14 protein-coding genes and 1 pseudogene are annotated in these 18403 nt (G+C 73.4%); 9 read left to right on the forward strand and 6 right to left on the reverse strand.

Annotation, left to right across the window (positions count from 1 at the left end; genetic code table 11):
* Nucleotides 1-15: 15 nt before the first annotated feature.
* Nucleotides 16-1761 (forward strand): amidohydrolase, encoded by a 1746-nt coding sequence (locus QRX50_RS34445; RefSeq protein ID WP_285967287.1) that lies wholly within the window; start codon nt 16-18, stop codon nt 1759-1761.
* A 3-nt stretch (nt 1762-1764) separates the two neighbouring features.
* Here QRX50_RS34445 and QRX50_RS34450 read toward each other — a convergent pair whose 3' ends face one another.
* Nucleotides 1765-1986, reverse strand: a complete 222-nt coding sequence (locus QRX50_RS34450; protein ID WP_285967288.1) for a hypothetical protein — start codon at nt 1984-1986, stop codon at nt 1765-1767.
* 242 nt (nt 1987-2228) lie between these two features.
* Nucleotides 2229-3251, reverse strand: coding sequence for an LLM class flavin-dependent oxidoreductase (locus tag QRX50_RS34455; protein ID WP_285974641.1), 1023 nt, complete (start codon nt 3249-3251; stop codon nt 2229-2231).
* A gap of 141 nt (nt 3252-3392) precedes the next feature.
* Between QRX50_RS34455 and QRX50_RS50460 the strand changes: the two are divergent.
* From QRX50_RS50460 to QRX50_RS34465, 3 genes and pseudogenes are all read left to right on the forward strand, one after another.
* A pseudogene (locus QRX50_RS50460) lies at nt 3393-3785 on the forward strand (NACHT N-terminal Helical domain 1-containing protein); the annotation flags it as partial.
* A 211-nt stretch (nt 3786-3996) separates the two neighbouring features.
* Nucleotides 3997-5061 carry an NACHT domain-containing protein gene (locus QRX50_RS34460; RefSeq protein WP_285967289.1) on the forward strand — a complete coding sequence of 355 codons (1065 nt, stop codon included), beginning with the start codon at nt 3997-3999 and terminating at the stop codon, nt 5059-5061.
* 26 nt (nt 5062-5087) lie between these two features.
* Entirely contained in the window at nt 5088-6104 is a 1017-nt protein-coding gene (locus QRX50_RS34465) for a cupin domain-containing protein (protein ID WP_285967290.1), read from the forward strand.
* Here the strand turns inward: QRX50_RS34465 and QRX50_RS34470 are convergent.
* From QRX50_RS34470 to QRX50_RS34480, 3 genes are all read right to left on the reverse strand, one after another.
* Entirely contained in the window at nt 6014-6571 is a 558-nt protein-coding gene (locus tag QRX50_RS34470) for a flavoprotein (protein WP_285967291.1), read from the reverse strand. The genes QRX50_RS34465 and QRX50_RS34470 overlap by 91 nt on opposite strands.
* Before the next feature lie 72 nt (nt 6572-6643).
* Nucleotides 6644-7999: an MFS transporter gene (locus tag QRX50_RS34475; protein ID WP_285967292.1), complete on the reverse strand. Its 1356-nt coding sequence runs from the start codon at nt 7997-7999 to the stop codon at nt 6644-6646.
* Nucleotides 8000-8278: 279 nt separating this feature from the next.
* A complete protein-coding gene (locus QRX50_RS34480) occupies nt 8279-8551 on the reverse strand; it encodes a hypothetical protein (protein WP_285967293.1) in 273 nt (90 codons plus the stop codon).
* 203 nt (nt 8552-8754) lie between these two features.
* Between QRX50_RS34480 and QRX50_RS34485 the strand changes: the two genes are divergently transcribed.
* Genes QRX50_RS34485 through QRX50_RS34495 form a run of 3 tightly spaced genes read left to right on the forward strand, consistent with a single transcriptional unit; the run spans nt 8755 to nt 10339 of the window.
* Entirely contained in the window at nt 8755-9360 is a 606-nt protein-coding gene (locus QRX50_RS34485; protein WP_434533371.1) for a sulfite oxidase-like oxidoreductase, read from the forward strand.
* Nucleotides 9330-10082: a ferredoxin reductase gene (locus QRX50_RS34490; protein ID WP_285967295.1), complete on the forward strand. Its 753-nt coding sequence runs from the start codon at nt 9330-9332 to the stop codon at nt 10080-10082. Before QRX50_RS34485 ends, QRX50_RS34490 begins: the two co-directional genes overlap by 31 nt.
* Nucleotides 10079-10339, forward strand: coding sequence for a DUF6510 family protein (locus tag QRX50_RS34495; protein ID WP_285967296.1), 261 nt, complete (start codon nt 10079-10081; stop codon nt 10337-10339). The genes QRX50_RS34490 and QRX50_RS34495 overlap by 4 nt, the downstream gene beginning before the upstream one ends.
* Here the strand turns inward: QRX50_RS34495 and QRX50_RS34500 are convergent.
* The gene (locus tag QRX50_RS34500; protein WP_285967297.1) at nt 10330-13029 is read right to left on the reverse strand and encodes an ATP-binding protein; all 2700 of its coding nucleotides are present in this window, start codon (nt 13027-13029) and stop codon (nt 10330-10332) included. The genes QRX50_RS34495 and QRX50_RS34500 overlap by 10 nt on opposite strands.
* Before the next feature lie 201 nt (nt 13030-13230).
* Between QRX50_RS34500 and QRX50_RS34505 the strand changes: the two genes are divergently transcribed.
* Together QRX50_RS34505 and QRX50_RS34510 are read left to right on the forward strand one after the other, a co-directional pair.
* Nucleotides 13231-15759 (forward strand): LuxR C-terminal-related transcriptional regulator, encoded by a 2529-nt coding sequence (locus tag QRX50_RS34505; protein WP_285967298.1) that lies wholly within the window; start codon nt 13231-13233, stop codon nt 15757-15759.
* Complete coding sequence (locus QRX50_RS34510; RefSeq protein WP_285967299.1) at nt 15756-18401, forward strand: helix-turn-helix transcriptional regulator; 2646 nt, start codon at nt 15756-15758, stop codon at nt 18399-18401. Before QRX50_RS34505 ends, QRX50_RS34510 begins: the two co-directional genes overlap by 4 nt.
* Nucleotides 18402-18403: the final 2 nt, after the last annotated feature.

Raw genomic sequence — 18403 nt, forward strand, 5'->3', positions numbered from 1 at the left:
CCGAAGGGTCGGCGTATGTGCCAGTTGTGCGGTTCCGAAGCATGGGAGAGCTCGGCGGTCTCGAGGCGGACGTTGTTCGCCGCGGCGGCCGGGCTGGCCGTGACGCCGATGATGCTCGGGGCGCCGGCGGAAGCCGCGGCCCGCCCGGACGCCGGGGCCGACCTGATCCTCCACAATGGACACGTCGTCACGGCGGCCCTGCACGGGCGCACCACGCAGGCGATCGCGATCCGCGGGGGACGCGTCGAAGCGGTCGGGACGTCGGACCGGATCCTGCGCCTGCGTGGGCGGCACACGCGGACCGTGGACCTGAAGGGCCGCACGGTGGTGCCCGGGCTGATCGACAGCCACCTGCACCAGTTCACCTCGGCGTTGGACCGGCCGAATGTGTCGTTGCTGGAGGCGCGCAGCATCGCCGACGTCGTCGCGGCCATCGGTACCCGGGTCGCGGCGAGCGCGGCCGGCGCGTGGGTGCAGGCGCGGTCGGGCTGGCACGAGAGCCTGCTCGCCGAAGGCCGGCTGCCCGCGCGGGCCGAGCTCGACCCGGTGTCGCCCGAGAACCCGGTGTTCATCCCGCGCGGCGGCCACGTCGCCACCGTCAACAGCCGCGCGCTGGAGCTGGTCGGCATCACGCGCGACACGCCGGACCCGACGGGCGGCGTCATCGTCCGTGACGCCGGCGGCGAGCCCACGGGCGTGCTGCTGGAACGCGCGCGCTCGCTCGTGACGCCGGTGCTGCCGGCCCCGCCGTCGGCCGACCAGCAGCGGCAGCAGCTGCGCGACCAGATGGCCGAGCACAACGCGCTGGGTATCACCGGCGTCACCGAGCCGGGGCTGGACCCGTCGCAGATCGAGATCTACACGCGTTTGTGGCACGACGGCGAGATGACCACGCGGGCGCACCTGCTGTGGCGGATCGCGGCACTCGCGGATGTCGACGCGGCCGTGGCGGCGTTCAAGCCGCGCACCGGCGACGACATGCTCCGCTTCGACGGCCTGAAGTACCTTTCCGACGGCGGCGTCGAAGGCGGCTTCCTGCGCGACCCGTACCAAGTCGTGCCCGGCGAGCAGACCAGCCCGGACTACCACGGCGTGCAGCTCCTGCCGCCCGGCGGCAAGGACGAGCTGACCGAGATGTACCGCCGCGCCGCGCGCCACGGGTTCCAGGTGCAGACCCACGTCGTCGGCGACGCGGCGATGGACTTCATCGTCGACGTCCTCGCCACCGTGCACCGCGACACCTCGCTCGCGCACTTGCGCTGGGTGCTGATGCACCTGTTCCTCCCCAGCGGCCCGAACCTCGCGCACATGCGGAAGATGGGCCTGCTCGCGAGCGTCCAGGACCACCCCGTGCTGCTCGGCGCCAACCAAGTCAAGTGGTGGGGCGCCGAACGCGGCTCCCGCGCCGTGCCGATCCGCGACATCCTCGACGCGGGCCTGCTCGCCGGCGGCGGCACCGACGCCCCGGTGGTCCCGCCCAGCCCTCTGTGGTCGCTCGGCTGGATGGTCACGCGCGAGACCCTCAAGGGCGATGTCCTCGGCCCCGAACAGGCCATCACCGCCCGCGAGGCCCTGCACCTCTACACCCTCGGCAGCGCGCAGACGCAGTTCGCCGAGCACACCCTCGGCACGCTCGACCCCGGCAAACTCGCCGACCTCGTCGTCCTCGACGACAACCCCTTGACCGCCGACCCGCGCTCCATCAAGGACCTCGCCGTCACCATGACCGTCGTCGGCGGGCGAGTGGTGCACGAGGCCTGAGGATCAGTGCGGCGGTGTCGTTCCCTGCCGGGACATCGCCGTCCTTGCCGTCGCGAGCACCTTCCGCAGCGGATCGGCGAAGGTGCCCGGCACCTCGACCGGCGCGGCGGGCGGCGGCGTCACCGGGGTCGCGTCCGGTGGGCAGTCCACGGCACTCTCGGAAACGAGTCCGCGGTAGTCGAATCGGCCTGGTAGCAGGCGGTCGCCGGCTCGGTCCTCGTCCATCCCGCCTCGACGCCGTCGTGGTGGATGCGGAAGACCAGGTGCATGTCCGGCGTCACCGGGTCGCGTCGTCGGCCGTTCGGTGATCTCCGAGAGGGCCAACCCCGGCCCCGCACCCGGCCGGCACGAGCGCGGCGAGCGGAATCCCCCGGATCCGGTTCACCGTCGCAAGACAGCGCGAACCGGGCGAACGGCCGGCGCGATCGCGCCACCCACCGGGACGCCCGGTGGGTGGCGCGCGGAACTCAGCGCCAGCCGAGCTCCGGGGCCACGTGCGTCAGGATGCTCTCCAGCACGTGGGCGTTGTACTCCACCCCGAGCTGGTTCGGGATCGTCAGCAGCAAGGTGTCCGCGGCCTCGATGGCCTCGTCTTCCTTGAGCTGGCGCACGAGCTCGTCGGGCTCCGCCGCGTAGGAGCGGCCGAAGATCGCGCGGGTGTTCTCGTCGATCATGCCGACCTGGTCCTGAGAGTTGCGGTCGCGGCCGAAGTAGGCGCGGTCGAGGTCGTTGGTGAGGGCGAAGATGCTGCGGCTGACCGACACGCGCGGTTCGCGCTCGTGGCCGGCCTCCTTCCACGCCTCGCGGTAGGCCTCGATCTGCTTGCGCTGCTGGACGTGCAGGGGTTCGCCCGTCTCGTCGTCCTTGAGGGTGGAGCTCTGCAGGTTCATGCCGAGCTTCGCGGCCCACACGCCGGTCGCGTTGGAGCCGGAGCCCCACCAGATGCGTTCGCGCAGGCCGGGCGAGTGCGGTTCGACGCGCAGCAGGCCGGGCGGGTTGGCGAACATCGGGCGCGGGTTCGGCTGCGCGAAACCGTCGCCCTCGATGACCTTGAGGAAGACCTCGGCGTGCTGGCGGGCCATGTCCGCGTCGGTCTCGCCGTCGGCGGGCGCGAAGCCGAAGTAGCGCCAGCCGTCGATCACCTGCTCGGGGGATCCCCGGCTGATGCCGAGCTGGAGCCTGCCGCTGGAGATGAGGTCGGCCGCACCGGCGTCCTCCGCCATGTAGAGCGGGTTCTCGTAGCGCATGTCGATCACGCCGGTGCCGATCTCGATCTTCGAGGTGCGGGCGCCGATGGCCGAGAGCAGCGGAAACGGGCTGCCGGCCTGCCGCGCGAAGTGGTGCACGCGGAAGTAGGCGCCATCTACGCCGAGCTCCTCGGCCGCCACCGCCAGGTCGATGGACTGGTGCAGGAAGTCCTTCGCCGACCGGGTCTCGGAGTGCGCAGTGTCCGACCAGTGGCCGAACGAGAGGAAACCAATGTTCTTCACGCCCGTGAAAGCGTACGCGGGCCTCGATTGATTCCCGCACGCGGTGCGGCTCACGTCCTCGCCGCGGGTCGCCCCGGCCGGTAAACTGATCGCGGAACGCACGCTGGGGGTGTCGTCGTAGATCCGCTCTCCTCCGCACTGGTGGCCACGCTGGGTGCCACCTTCTCCGCGCTGTACCAGTGGGCGGTCGAGCGCGGCGCCGACAAGCTCACGGCTCAACGCCGGGCGCGCGCTCTGGGCGATCCCCACCGGCAGCTGGTCGCGGCCGAGGAGGACCTGGCCGAGCTGCGGCGGGTCGAGTTCCCCGCCGTGCCCGACGGCGACTGGCAGGCCGCGCTCGACGCGGTGGCGGTCGCCCTCGACGCCGCCGACGTGGGCGGGCTCGTGCGCACGAACCCCGCCGTGCTCGTCGACGAAGACCGCCTGCGGGCCCGCGTCCGCACCGCCGGTGGCCACGCGCTCGACGCCGCCGCCCTGGGCGCCGACGCCGCCGCGGCGTTCCACCGCCTGCTCGACGAGTGCTGCCGGCGCGTCGCCCGCCGCGCTCGGGCTGTCGACGAGGTGATGCGCGCCGTGCAGGCCGGGATGACCGGCGACGTGCTGAAGATCCGCCGCGCCGTCGCCGACCTGCAGGGCCAGGAGGACCGGCGCACGCGCGACCGCGCCGAGGCCTTCGAGCAGCACAACCTGTCCTACCTCGCGACCGACTACGCCACGTTCGAGCTGTTCCAGGTCGGCCACGGCCGTGCCCCCCGTGCGCCACTCGTTCTCGCAGTACTACGCGGCCCCGTCGGTCACCCGCCAGGGCGGGACGGCGGCGGGCTCGGCGCTGACCGGCGCAGGCACCAACACCGCCCACGCGCTGGCCGCCGAGCGCCGGGTCCTGCTGGTCGGCGGCGCGGGCGCGGGGAAGACGACGCTGCTGCAGTGGCTGGCCTACACGGCGGCCACCGCCGAGTTCAGCCGCGACGGCGAAAGTGAAGGCCCCTGGCGCGGCGTCGTGCCGTTTTTCGTGCCGCTGCGCGAGTTCGCCGACCGCGGCCTGCCCCAGCCGGAAGACTTCGTGCGCGTGACGGCGCCGGCGCTGGCCGGCGAGAAACCCGCCCGGTGGGTCAGCGAGCTGCTGCGCTCCGGCCGCGCGATGGTGCTCGTCGACGGCGTGGACGAGGTTCTGCAGCCGCGGCGCGAGGCGGTGCTGCTGCCTGCCCTGCGCCACCTCGAGATCAAGTCCAACGACGTCGTGCACGATCTCGAAGGGCTCGTCGCCTGCCGCGCGCTGCGTTCGGTGTGGATCACCGGTTTCAGCAGCGCGTTGACCGACCTCTCGGCGCTGTCGCGCATGCACCTCACCGATCTGCGGCTGCACGCCGGCACCCTCGACGCGATCAAGGCCCTGGCCTCGGTCGAGGGCACCTACCTGCCGCGGTTGTCGGTGCGCCACCGCAAGCTCGTCGACGGCCTGGACGTGCTGCCCGAGGGCCTGCGCGTCGGCGAGCTCGTGGTCGACATGGGTGCGGACCAGCGCGACCTGCGCGGCATCACCCGCCTCGCCGACGTGCACACCGTCGCCGCGGCCGGCATCCCGTCGGTCGCGGAGGTCGACGAGCTGGCCGCGCTGCCGGCGTTGCGCGCTCTCGTCCTCACCGCCGCGACCCCGGCGCGTGACCTCGTGCGCCTTCGCCGGCTCGGCGGGCTGCGCATCGAGCTGTCCGGCCTCGCCCCGGCCGACGAGCGGGCGGCGCGCGAGGCGCTGCCGGAAGCCGACCTCGTGCTGCATCTCGACCGGGCGGCGAGCATCACCGAACGCTGACACTCGCCCGGTGTCACCATCGAACGGTGGAAGAGCCCTCGTCCTGGTCCACAGAGGACGTCGCCGCGCCCGACGCGTTCGGGTACTGGTCGGACGTCATCTGCGACACCCTCGTGCAGGTCGCGGCCCGCGCGACCGGCGAGGCGCCGTTCGCGGGCCGGCTCGAGCACGCCGCCCTCGACGGCGTCGGGCTGTCGACGATCGCGTCCGGCCCGCAGGAAGTGGCGAGGACGAAGCGGCTGATCGCGCGCGACCCGGAGGAGTACCTGCTGGTCAACGTGCAACCAAGCGGGCGCTCCCTGGCGCAGCAGGACGGCCGGACGGCCGCTCTGGAATCGGGGACGATGACGGTGCTGGACAGCTCGCGGCCCTACCGGCTGCAGTTCGCGGGAGCGTTCTCCCAGGTCATCCTGCGAGTGCCGCGGACGCTGCTGCCCGCCCGGGTCGCGGCCGGCGGCACGGCCGTCGCGCTGGACGGGCGCGGCCCCGGCCGGCTCGTGGCCGAATTCCTCGCCGGCCTGGCCCGCCAGCAGCGGGAAGACCCGGAAGTGGCCGCCGCACTGCTGCCGCACGCCGTCGGCCTGCTGGAAACGGCCCTCGGCTGGGCCGCCCGCGGCACCACCCCGACGTCGGCCGCGCTGTCGCGGGAACGGATCCGCCGGTTCGTCCGGCAGCACCTGGCCGGCCCGGCGCTGGACGCCGGCGCCGCGGGGTGCGGGCTGTCGCGCCGGTCGGTCTACCGCGCGCTGGCCGAAGGCGGCGAGTCGCTCACCGCGTTGACCCGGCGCCTGCGCGTGGCCCGTGCGCGGCGGCTGCTGCGCGACCGGCCGGACCTGCCGGTGGCCGCGATCGCCGCGCAATCCGGCTTCGGTGGCGCCGCCCAGCTGCACCGGGCGTTCGCGCCGTCGAGGGCACGACACCGGGGACCTACCGGGCCAACCGGCCCTGAGGGTCAGCCCATCAGCTCGCGCACGATCTCGAGGAACCGGGGCGGCGGCGGGGGCTGCGGGCTCTCGACAAACGCGCCGGCCGCCACGTCGTAGCGCGGACCGGACGCCGGGTCGTACACGTGGTAGCCGTCTTCCCGCAGTCGAGCCACGTTGCGCTGCACCGCGGCCTTGGCCCACATCTCCGCCGTCATCACCGGGAAGAACGCGACGGGGTGCGTGGCGGCCAGCACGGTCGTGGCCAGCATGTTCGGCGCGGCGCCGACGGCGACCGTGGACAGCGTGTGCGCGCTGGCCGGGAGGATCACCGTGAGGTCGTGCCCGGCGGCGAGGGTGGCGTGGTTGTCGGCCGGCCACGTCGCCGGGTCGGCACCGGTCACCACGCGGTCGGCGAACAGGCCGGCGGTGTGCGCGGGCAGGAAGGTCGCGGCGGTGTGCGTCATGAGCACGGTGATCGGGCCGCGCAAGACCGTCCGCAGCGCGGCGAGGTACATCGGCAGCGTCGCGACCGCGGCCGAACCGGTCGCCCCGATGAGCAGGCGGCCTTCGAAGGTGTTGTCCATGCGACCACGATGGACCATCGGAGCGGCTCGGGCGTGACCGAGTGTGCCCGGACGAGTGACGGCTTGGGCCGGTCAGCCCTGGCGCGCCACCGATCCCGGCAGCGGCTTGCGCGCGGTCTCCCGCATGAAGAACACGCAAATTCCGCCGATCACGCCGGCGATCATCAGGTAGTACGCGGGCCAGTTGAGGTCTCCGGTACCCGAGACGAGCGCGCTCATCACCGTCGCCGTGGTGCCGCCGAACAGCGACACCGAAAGGTTGAACGCGATCGACAACCCGCCGGCGCGGACGTTCGTGGGGAACAGCGCCGGCAGCGTCGAGGGCAGGATCGCCGAGAACAGCACCAGCACGAGCCCCATCACCAGCAGGCCGAAGAACGTCGAGGTGTTGCCACCCGCGCGGACCAGCAGCACGGCGGGCAGCGACAACACCACGAGCCCGAGGCAGCCCGCCAGGATCACCGGCCGCCGGCCCACCTTGTCCGACAGCCGGCCGACGAACGTGATCACCACCATCAGCAGCACGAGCACCACGATCTGCAGGATCTCCGACGCCGTCTTGCCGACGCCGGTGTGCTGCTCCGGCAGCGTTTCCGTGAGGTAGGTCGGCATGTAGCTGGTGAGCATGTAGTTCGCGACGTTCCACGTCAGCACGAGCCCGGCGCACAGCAGCATCGCGGGCCAGTACTTCGTGAACACCGCGCGCAGCTCGCCGCCCAGCGACTGGACGCGCTCGTTCTGCTTCTCGTTCTCCTGCAGCTGCGCGAACGCGGGCGACTCCTCCAGCCGCCGCCGCAAGTAGAGCCCGACCGCGCCGAGCGGAAGTGCGAGCAGGAACGGGATGCGCCAGCCCCACGTCAGCAGCGCCTGGTCGGACAGCACCGCGCTGAGCACGGTGGCGATCGTGGCGCCGAACGCGTACCCGGTCAGCGTGCCGAACTCCAGCCAGCTGCCGAAGAACCCGCGCCGGCGGTCCGGCGCATACTCGGCGATGAACGTCATGGCGTTGCCGTACTCGCCGCCGGTCGAGATGCCCTGCACCAGCCGCGCGAGCAGCACCAGCAGCGGCGCGGCGAGGCCGATGGCGCCGTAGCTCGGGATCACGCCGAGGGCGAACGTGCCCAGCGCCATGAGGATCACCGTGAGCGACAGGACCTTTTTCCGCCCGATCCGATCACCCAGCGGCCCGAAGATCAGCCCGCCGAACGGCCGGATCAGGAACGAGACCGCGAACACGCCGAACGTCGCGATCTGCCCGGCCGAGGCCGGCAGGTCCGTGAAGAACACCTTCTGGATGGTCGTCGCCAGGTACCCGTAGACGCCGAAGTCGTACCACTCGGTGATGTTGCCGATCGCGGCCGCGCCGACCGCCCGGTTGATCACCGCGGGCTCGACGACCTGAACGTCGCCGGCCTTCCCCTCCACCATGAATCCACCTTCCGGCCGCGCGCCGTTCAGCGGCCGCGTACGAGTGTCTCCCGGATCGGCGAGGTCTGCCGGTTCACAGCGCGTTGCCCAGGTGAGACGCGGGTTTCCCACGGTTTCGCCCGACCGGCACGAAGCAACGAATGGCTCGACCACGGCCCGGAAACCGGACGGATCGGACGTGTCGAGCTCGTGTCCGGTGTGGAGCGTCACCAGGTCCGAGCGGGCGCTGCCCACATCGAGGGTCGTCTCGACGGGACCCGCGGTCTTCGTCCGCGCTCATCAGCCGCTAACGAGCCGCGCCGGACGGAGCCACTCCACGTGCAGGATCCAGCGCCCCTCGGACTCGCGCAGCCGGCCCGACGCGATCACCGGACGCAGGATGGCGGCCCGGGTCAGCGCGGTGGGGTCCGAGGGGAACTCGAGCGCGACGCAGTCCCCCGAGCCGTCCAGGGCGACGGCCAGGTCGAGCCGCCCGTCCTGCGCCGCGCGGACCTCGAGCACTCCTGTGACCACCACCCGCAGGCCGGCCCGGGAGCCGATCGTGCCGGTCACCCTTTCACTCCTCCCCGGCTACTTCCTTGTCCGCCAGGGTGCCCGGGCACCGAGCCCGGTCGCATCGGGGGGAGCCCGGGCGCGGGACCCCGGTCGTGCCCGGCCCGGTGGGCCGACGCGGGGGTTCCCCGACGCGAAGCGCGGGCCCGGGGAGAAACGCTGCGTCGCAGGGAGCTCGGAGCAGCCGGGCACGGGAGGTGCACCTGATGGCGTTCACCCGCAACTTCCACGGCAAGCGCCGCGCCGAAGCCGACCCGGCGCGCGTGCCGCCGGGGCAGTACGTGACGCCGGGGTTCCCGGTGCTGTCCGCCGGGCCGACGCCGAAGGTGGTCGCCGGCGACTGGACGTTCACGGTGCGGGGCGCGGCGACGAGCCCGGTCACCTGGACGTGGGAGGCGATGCGCGCGCTGCCGGCCGAGTCGATCACCGTGGACATCCACTGCGTCACCAAGTGGTCGAAGCTGGACACCTCATGGACCGGTGTCTCTCTCGACATTCTCCTGGACAGCGTGGAAACCCGAGCCGGCTACGCGGTCGCGTTCAGCGAAGGCGGGTACACCACGAACCTGCCGATGGCCGACCTCACCGGCGGCAAGGCCTGGCTGGTCCACGAGTTCGGCGGGGCGCCGCTGGAGCCCGAGCACGGCGGCCCGGTGCGGTTGCTCGTGCCCCACCTCTACTTCTGGAAGAGCGCAAAGTGGGTGCGGGGCCTCGAGCTGCGCGAGCAGAACGAACCCGGCTTCTGGGAGCGCTACGGCTACCACGACTACGGAGACCCATGGCGGGAACAGCGCTACGCGGGCGACTGACCTGGCAGCAGGCGACGGTGACCGGCCTCGTCGCGGAGACCTCGAACACGCGCAGCATCGTCTTCGACCTGCCGGATTGGCCGGGCCACCGCGCGGGCCAGCACGTCGACGTCCGCCTGACCGCCGAGGACGGCTACCAGGCCGAGCGCAGCTACTCGATCGCCTCGGCGCCCGAGGATCCCCACGTGGTGCTCACGGTCGAACGACTCGACGACGGCGAGGTCTCGCCCTACCTCGTCGACGAGCTGCGGATCGGCGACGAGGTGGAGCTGCGCGGCCCCGTCGGCGGGCACTTCGTGTGGGAGTCCACGTGCGACAGTCCGGTGCTGCTCGTCGCGGGCGGCTCCGGCGTGGTGCCGTTCCGGTCGATGCTGCGCCACCACGCCGCCGCGGGCAGCACGGTGCCGATGCGGCTGCTGTATTCGGCGCGGTCCCGGGAAACCCTGATCTACGCCGACGAGTTCACCCGGCTCGGGGGACGCGGCGGCATCGACATCCGCGTCACACTCACTCGTGAAAACCCGGGCACCTGGCCGGGCGAGCGCGGGCGGATCGACCGGGACTTCCTCACACGGACCGGCCTCCCGCCCGCCGAGGAGCCGCTGGTCTACGTGTGCGGGCCGACCGCGTTCGTCGAGACCGTGGCGAACACGCTCGTCGACCTCGGCCACGGGCCCGGGCGGATCCGGACCGAACGCTTCGGCGGAACGGGGACACCATGACGACCTTCGACGGCAACGCCATCGCCGGCACGCTCAACGCGGTGTTCGGCGGCGAGATGACCACGGCCAGCGGAACCTGCGCGTCCTGCGGCGCCACGGAACTCCTGGCGCAGCTGCGGGTCTACCGCGACGCGCCGGGTGTGGTGGCCCGCTGCGAGCACTGCGACGCGATCCTGATGGTCATCGTGGAGAAACGCGGCATCGCCTGCGTGGACGTGTCGGGCTTCGCGGCGCTGGAGGAGCCCACTCAGCTCTGAAGCCCGCGCCGGGACGTCACGTTGAGCTTGTCGTAGATCCGGCCCAGGTGCCATTCCACCGTGCGGGGGCTGAGGAACAGCCGCGCGCCGATCTCCGCATTGGACAGTCCCTCGCGCACCATCCGCACGATCTGGGCCTCCTGAGCGGTGAGCTCCGTTCCGGTCTCGACGGAACGCTTGCGCGCGGTCCCGCCGGTCGCGCGCAGCTCGCGCCCCGCGCGTTCGGTGAACGCCTCCATGCCCATCTCGGTGAACATGTCGTGGGCGGTGCGCAGTTGTTCGCGCGCGTCCGCCCGGCGGCGCCGGCGGCGCAGCCATTCCCCGTAGAGCAGGCGCGCCCGCGCGCACTCACCCCGGATGCGGGTGCGCGAAAGGCGTTCCACGGCCTCGCGGTAAGCGCTCTCGGCGTCTTCGCCGCTGGCCAGCAACGCGCGTGAGCGGGCTTCGACGCCCAGCGCCCAGTCGGTGCCGCTGGCGCGCGTGGTCTCCACGAGCTTGGCGAACGCGTCCTCGGCCGCCGCGGTTTCGCCGAGGCGGGTGGCGGCTTCGATCAGCTCCACCAGCGCGAGCCACGGCTCCACGCCCATCACCGGCGGCCGCTGCCGCGCGGCTTCGCTCGACGTCAGCGCTTCCGCGTAATAGCCGAGGCTGTTGCACAGCACCGCCCGGGCCGAGCCGACGATCAGCAGCCCGAACCCTTCCCCGCGCCGCACTGCTTCGGCTTCGGTGCGGGCGATCACGTCGCGCGCCTCGTCCTCACGGCCGCGCCACGCGGCCAGCAGCAGCGTCCCGTACGTCGCCGCCGGAATCCCGGTCGCCCGCGACACCTCGGCGAGCTCGTCGCGCAGATGCGCCGCGGTGACCAGGTCGCCCGCGTAGACGTGGGCGCCGATGTGCGACGCGAGCGCGAGCGGCAACGTGTTGAGTGCGCCCTTGTCGCGCGCGAGCTGCAGGTGCCGCGCGGTGTCGAGGGTCTGCTCGTCCCACATGTTCCCGGCCATGATGTGGGCGAGCCACAGCCAGTGCAGTTCTTTCAGCGACAACTCAGGGTTGCGGAAGGCGCTCAGCGCCCGCCGCAGCACCGGCAGCGAGGGCGCGAAGCCGTCGGTGAAGCGGATCGCCAGGCCGTCCAGCAGCAGGTCGGCCGGACCGGGGGGTTGCGGCGACCGCGGTGCGGCGCGCGCGGCTTCGGCCACCTCGCGGAGGTCGGCGTCGGTCACGCCCGCGAACATCCCGGCCAGCAGGGCGTCGAGATAGGTCTCGCGGGCCAGCCGCACGTCCAGCCCCTCGAGTTGCCGGGCCGCGGCGAACAGCAGCGGCGGTGCTTCGCGGCCGCGGTTGACGGTCATCGAGATCCGGCCGCGCAGCAGGTCGGCCTGGGCTTTCTCGAGCCGGTCGAGCGGGCCAGCCTCGGCGATCGACAGCAGGCGCAGTGCTTCCTCCGGCGTCCCGGCGACGTGCGTGATGTGGGCCGCCTCCAGGGTGCGCTTGGCTCGGGTCCGGGGGTCCGCCGTCAATTCGGCCGCGCGTTCCAGCATCGCCGCGGCCGCCGCCATGCCGCCACGGGACTGTGCGCGGCACGCCGAGCGGCCGAGCTCCTCGGCCGCTTCTTCCGCGGGCGCTTCGGCGGCCTGCGCCGCGTGCCAGGCGCGGCGGTCCTGGTCGGTCTCGGGGTCGGTGACCTGCGCGAGCGCCCAGTGCGCCCGCCGCCGCTCGCTCGGGGCCGCGGCCTGGTAGATCGCCGAGCGCACGAGCGGGTGGTGGAAGCGCACGTGGGTGCCGATCTCGATCAACCCGGCCGCCAGGGCGGGTTCCGCGGCTTCGGAGCCGATGTCGAGTAGCCCGGCCGCGCGCCACAGCGTCACCGGGTCGCCCTGCGGTTCGAGGGCGGCGATCAGCAGCAAGCGGATGGCGTCGGCGTCGAGCCGGGCCAGCCGCGCCTGGTAGCGCTGCTCGATGCGGCGCGGGATCGTGGTCGCCCCGGCCAGGGAGAACCCCTCGGCCAGCTCCTTCGGGCTCAGCCCGCGCGAGAGCTCAACCAGCGCCAGCGGGTTGCCGCGGGTCTCGGCGACGATCCGGTCGCGCACGCGGTCGTCGGCCGGCAGGCGCAGCACGGAGTCGAGCAGGTCGCGGGCCGCCGCGTCGGGCAAGCCCTCGACCACGAGCTGCGCGACGCCCGTCAGCTCCGCGGTCGCGGCCGGTTCCCGCACGGCGAACACCAGCGCGACCGACTCGGCAACCAGCCGGCGGGCGACGAAGGCGAGAGCCTGCGCGGAAGCGCTGTCCAGCCACTGGGCGTCATCGATCACGCACAGCAACGGCCGGTCCCGCGCCGCTTCGGCCAGCAGACCCAGCACGGCCAGGCCGACCAGGAACCGGTCGGGCGCGGGGCCGGGGCTCAGGCCGAACGCGGTGCGCAGCGCCACCCGCTGCGGGTCCGGCAGGGCTTCGGCGCCGTCGAGCATCGGCGCGCACAGCTGGTGCAGGCCGGCGAACGCGAGCTCCATTTCGGACTGGACGCCCCCGGCGCGGGCGACGCGGATCCCTGCGGCCTGGCGGGCCAGGTGGTCCAGCAGCACGGTCTTGCCGACGCCTGCCTCGCCGCGCAGCACGAGCACCTGGCTCTTGCCGGCGCGGACGGAGTCCAGCAGCCGCTCGAGAGTCTCGCGTTCCGCGCGCCGGTCCAGCACTCACCCACCTGCCCGTGTGCTCGCTCTTCCCTTCCGGTCACGGCGACCAGCGGGCGTCCGCAGGATATCCCGATCAACGACCAGCGCCGGGTACACAGCGTTCACCGGTGCCGCCGATTCGCCCGAGTTCGCCCGGGTCCGGGGGTCGGGCCCGGGGCGGCCCGGGTTCGAAGCGGCCGGGGACCCGCGAGCGTCGACGCCGTGCCCGACCCGAACCCGGCCAATGCCGTAACCGACGTCACTCTGCACGGCCGTGCCGCCGAAGTCCACCTGCTCGACCAGCTCGTGCGGGACGGCCGCGGCGCGCTCGTGCTGCGGGGCGCCCCGGGCGTCGGGAAGACGGCGTTGCTGCGGCACGTCGTCGCGCGAGCGCGCGGGTATCGGGTGGTCCACGTGCGCTCGTCCGAGACGCGGCCGTACGCGGCTCTGCGGCAGCTGTGCACCGAGCTCGGCGGGGTGTTCGAGCAGCTGTTGCCCCACCAGGCGCGGGCGCTGCGCGCGGTCACAGAGGACTCCGATCCGTTCCTGGTCGGGGTGGCCACGACGGTCCTCGTGTCGGCGGCGGCGCCGGTGCTGTGTGTGGTCGACGACGTCCAGGGGCTGGACGAGCCGTCGGTGCGCGCTCTGTCATTCGTGGCGCGGCGGTTGCCGGAGCGACGGGTCGTGCTGCTGTTCGCGGAGCGCGCCGGGGCCGGTGTGCTGGCGGACTTGCCTGAGCTGGTGGTGCCCGAGTTGTGCCGGGCCGGCGCTCGCGCGTTGGTCGAGTCGCTGGTCGCGGAGCCGGTGGACGAGGACGTGGTCGACCGGTTCGTCGCGGAGACGCGGGGGAATCCGCGGGCGATCCGGTCGGCCGTGCACGCTCTTGCGCCGGCGGGTGGGTTCGGGCTGGCCGACGGGAACCCGGACGCCGATTCCCGGGAGCGGGTGCTGCGCCTCGGCTCGGCGAGCCGCACGCTGCTGCTGGCCGCCGCCGCGGACCCGACCGGTGATGTCGCGCTGCTGTGGCGGGCCGCCACGCGGCTGGGAATTCCGACCGTCGCGCCGGACGGGTTGCTCACGGTCGGCGAGTGGGTCACGTTCACCGACCCGGCGGTGCGCGGCTGGGTTTATCACGGGGCCACGCCTTCGGAGCGGCGCACGGTCCACCGGGCGCTGGCCGACGCGTCGACCTCGGCCGACCGGCGGGCCTGGCACCACGCCCGCTCGGTGGCGGGCCCGGATCCGGCAGCAGCCGGCGGCCTGGTCGCGCAGGTGTCCTCGGCTCGGCAGCGAGGCGGACCCAGTGCGGCGGCAGCGTTCCTGCGGGTGGCCGCCGCGCTCACCGCCGACCCGGCGCTGCGCGCCGAACGTGTGTTGGCCGCGGCGGCCGCCGAACTCGACGCCGGGCAGCCCGGCCGCGCCTTGCGGCTGCTGGACGCGATGACCGGCCCGCTCGAACCGGCACAGCGGGTTGAGGCCGCTCGCCTGCGAGCCTGGCTCACGTTCACCTCGACCCGCACGCCCGCCGCCGCGGAAGCACTGCTGCGCGCGACCCACCAGGCCGCGGCATTCGGCCCGCCCGGCCAAGCGGGCCTCGACGCACTCGGTGCCGCCGTCCTCACCGGCGTCGATTTCGCCCCGGGATCAGCGAGTCCCTGTGACGGGCTCGCGGCCGGGCTGATGCTGCGCGGCGCCGACGGTTTCGGCGCCGCGGTCGGGCCGCTGACGGCGGCTCTCGAAACGGCTCGGCCGTCGTGGCTCGCGGGGCTCGTCGCCGCTGAACTGTGGGACGACCAGGCGTGGCACCGGGCGGTGAGCGGCGCGGCTGATCCTGGTGCCCTGCCGGATGTCTTGACCGGACGGGCACTGTTTTCGATCCATACCGGCAATCTCACCGGCGCGGCCGCGCTGGACGACGAGGCTCGCACGATGAGCGCGAAGCTGGGCCAGGCACCGTTGTCGCACGCCACCCCGCTGGTCGCGGCCTGGCGTGGTCAGGAGTTCATCGGCCCCGCCGGTCACGGACTCGCCCGCACCTGCGTCGAGCTGGCCACCGCGGTGGCGGGCAACGCCGTCGGCGACCACTCACGGGCGCTCGCCGCGGCCCAGCGTGTCGTCGAGCGCGACGAAGTGGCGACGGCGGGCTGGGCGCTGGTCGAGCTGGTCGAAGCCGCCGCGGGCGCGGGCCGGCTCGGCGTCGCGGACAACGCGCTCCAGATGCTCGTCGACCGCACCGACCGATGCGGGACGGACTGGGCACTGGGTGCCCAAGCCCGTTCGCGTGCGCTGCTGGCCGAGGGCCCCGAAGCCGGACTCCTGTTCCGCGAAGCGATCGAACGCCTGGCACGGACGAAGATCCGGACGCTCCTGGCCCGCACCCGGCTCGGTCACGGGGAATGGCTGCGCCGGCAAGGGCGCGACGACGAGGCTGCTGGCCCCTTGCGCGCCGCGTACGGTGAGTTCCTTCGCATGGGAGCCACAGCCTTCGCGGACCGCGCGCAGCTCGCGATCGGCGAACCCGAGACCCCTGCAACCACCACCCCGGCGCTGACCCCGCAGGAAAACCGGATCGCCGCGCTCGCTCGCGACGGCCTCACCAACTCGGAGATCGGCGCCGCGCTGTCGATCAGCCCCCGCACGGTCGAATACCACCTGCGCAAGGTCTTCGCGAAGCTGCGCATCACATCACGAGCCGAGCTGCACGTGGCCTTCGCCGAGCACCGGCCCGGAACCGAGGACGCGCCACGATGAACACACCACTCCCCCTCGTCGCACGCGACCCCGAACACGCCCAGCTACGAGAACTGCTCGCCGCCGGCGGCACGATCGTGGTCCGCGGCGCGGCAGGACTCGGGAAAACAGCCCTGCTCACCCACCTCGCCAACGCCGCCGACGAGCATCGGGTGCTGACCGTACGCGGGATCGCGGCCGAAGCGGACCTGCCGTATTCGGCGCTGCACCTGCTGTGTTCGGCCCTGCCCACCGAGCTGGCGAAGCTGCACGCGCACCGGCGCGAGGTGCTGGAAAGTGCCGTCGGGCTCCGCATCGGCCCCACGCCCGAACGGCTCCCCGTCTGTGTCGCCGTGGTGGAACTGCTGGCACTGGCGGCCGAACAGCGGCCGGTGCTGTGTGTGGTCGACGACGCGCAGTGGCTGGACGAATCCTCGGCCGCCGTGCTCGCGGCCGTCGCCCGGCGACTCGGGCCGGCGCCCGTCACGCTCGTGTTCGCCGAACACGGCGAGCGGTTCGCCGACCTGCCGGGTCTCCGCCTCGAACCGCTGGGCCACGCCGAGTCCCGCGAACTCCTCGTGTCCGCACTGGACACGCCACTCGACGACGCCGTGCTCGACCGCGTCGTGGCGGAGTCCCGCGGGAACCCGCGGCTGCTGCTCGACGCCGTCCGACCGACGGGCGGCCTCGCCGGCGGCTACGGCGTGGTTCCCTTGTCCTGCCCCGAAACCGCCCGCACGGCGGCGACGTTGACACCCGATGGCCGGCTCCTGCTGATCCTCGCCGCCGCCGAGCCGCTCGGCGAGCCGGTCCGCCTGTGGCAGGCGGCCGCTCGGCTCGCGATCGGGCCGGACGCGGCCGAACCACTCGAAACGGCCGGCCTCGTCTCGTTCGGCGCGTGGGTCACCTTCCGCGAACCCCGTCTGCGCCAGTGTGTTTACGGCCTCGCGTCCGGCGCGGAACGTCGCCTGGTTCACGGTGCCCTGGCCCTGGCGACCGATCCGGGGCTCGAACCCGACCGGCGCGCGTGGCACCTCGCGCACGCGACGGTGGAGCCGGCCGAGGCTCTCGCCGAGTCGCTGGCCCGACTCGCCGACGAAGCCGGCCGCCGGGGCGGGCTGCCGGCCGCGGCCGCCTTCCTGGAGCACGCCGCGCTGCGCACCGCCGAGCCGCGGCTGCGCGCCGAGCGGGCCGTCGCGGCGGCCGACGCGCACCACGCGGCCGGCGCGGTCGACTCGGCGGTCCGCCTGCTCGCCGTCGCGGAGCTGGGCTCCCCCGGCGTCGCCGCCCGGGCTCGGGCCAACCGGGTGCGCGCCCGCATGGCGTTCGACTCCGGCCGCGGCGGGCCGGCAGTCGGGCGGCTGCTGACGTCGGCCCAGGATCTGGAACTGTGCGAACCCCGCCTCGCGCGGCCCGCTTACCTCGAAGCCCTGGGCGCGGCGATATTCACCGGCCACGTCGACGTCGTTCACGCCGTGCTCGCGCGCCTGGCCACCCACCGGCCGACGGGCTCCGACCGGCTGCTCGAAGGTGTCGCGCAACGCTGCACCGCGGGCTACGCGGCCGCGGTCGAGCCGCTCAAGCTCGCGTTGAAAACCCTCGACAACGACCACGAGGACGACGCCCGCTCGCGGCTGCTGGCGTGCCTCGTGGCGCCGGACCTGTGGGACGACGACACCTGGCACGACCTCACCCGGGAGGAGCTCGCCAGCGCCCGCGAAACCGGCGCGCGCACGATCCTGCCGTACGTCCTCACCCACCGCGCCCTCGCCGAAGTCCACTTCGGACACTTCACCCGGGCGGAAACGCTGGTGGCAGAGGCGGAATCACTCACCCGGCTCACCGGCACCCCGTCGTTCCCGCACGCCGCCTGTGTGCTGGCCGCGTGGCGTGGGCACGAGCTGCCGGCGTTCGCCGAGTCCTGCCTCGAAAACGGCGGCATGGTGTCGGCCACGGCCCGCTACGCCACCGCCGTGCTCCGCAATGGCCTGACCGCGTACGCCGAAGCCGCCGAAGCGACCCGCGACGTCCTCGACCGCGACGGCATCGAGCTCCAAGGCTGGTCGCTGGTCGAGCTCGTCGAAGGCGCCGTCCGTACCGGCGACCTGGCCACCGCCACGGCGGCGGCCGACCGCCTCTCCGAACGCACCTGTCTCAGCGGCACCGAATGGGCCCTCGGCGTCGACGCCCGTTCGCGTGCGCTGCTGCGCGACGGCCAGGCGGCGGAAGACCTCTACACGGAGGCCATCGACCGCTTGGGCCGCTCGCGCATCACCCCGCACCTCGCGCGCGCCCGCCTGATCTACGGCGAGTGGCTCCGCCGCCGCGGCCGGCGCGTCGACGCCCGCGGCCCCCTGCGCGCCGCCCACGAGGCCTTTGTCGCCATGCGCGCCGAAGCCTTCGCGGCGCGCGCGATGCGCGAACTCCTCGCCACCGGCGAACGCGCGCGCCGCCGGGTGCCGGAAACCAGCTCCCAGCTCACGCCGCAGGAGCACCGCATCGCCTCGCTCGCCCGTGACGGCCGCTCCAACCCCGAGATCGCCACCGCCCTGTCCATCAGCCCGCGCACGGTCGAGTACCACCTGCACAAGGTGTTCACCAAGCTGTCGATCACCACACGCACCGAGCTGCACCTGGTCCTGGCCGCCGGCGCGGACGACTGAGC

Origin of the sequence: Amycolatopsis sp. 2-15 (assembly GCF_030285625.1) — a bacterium.
GTDB classification, from domain to species: Bacteria; Actinomycetota; Actinomycetes; order Mycobacteriales; family Pseudonocardiaceae; genus Amycolatopsis; species Amycolatopsis carbonis.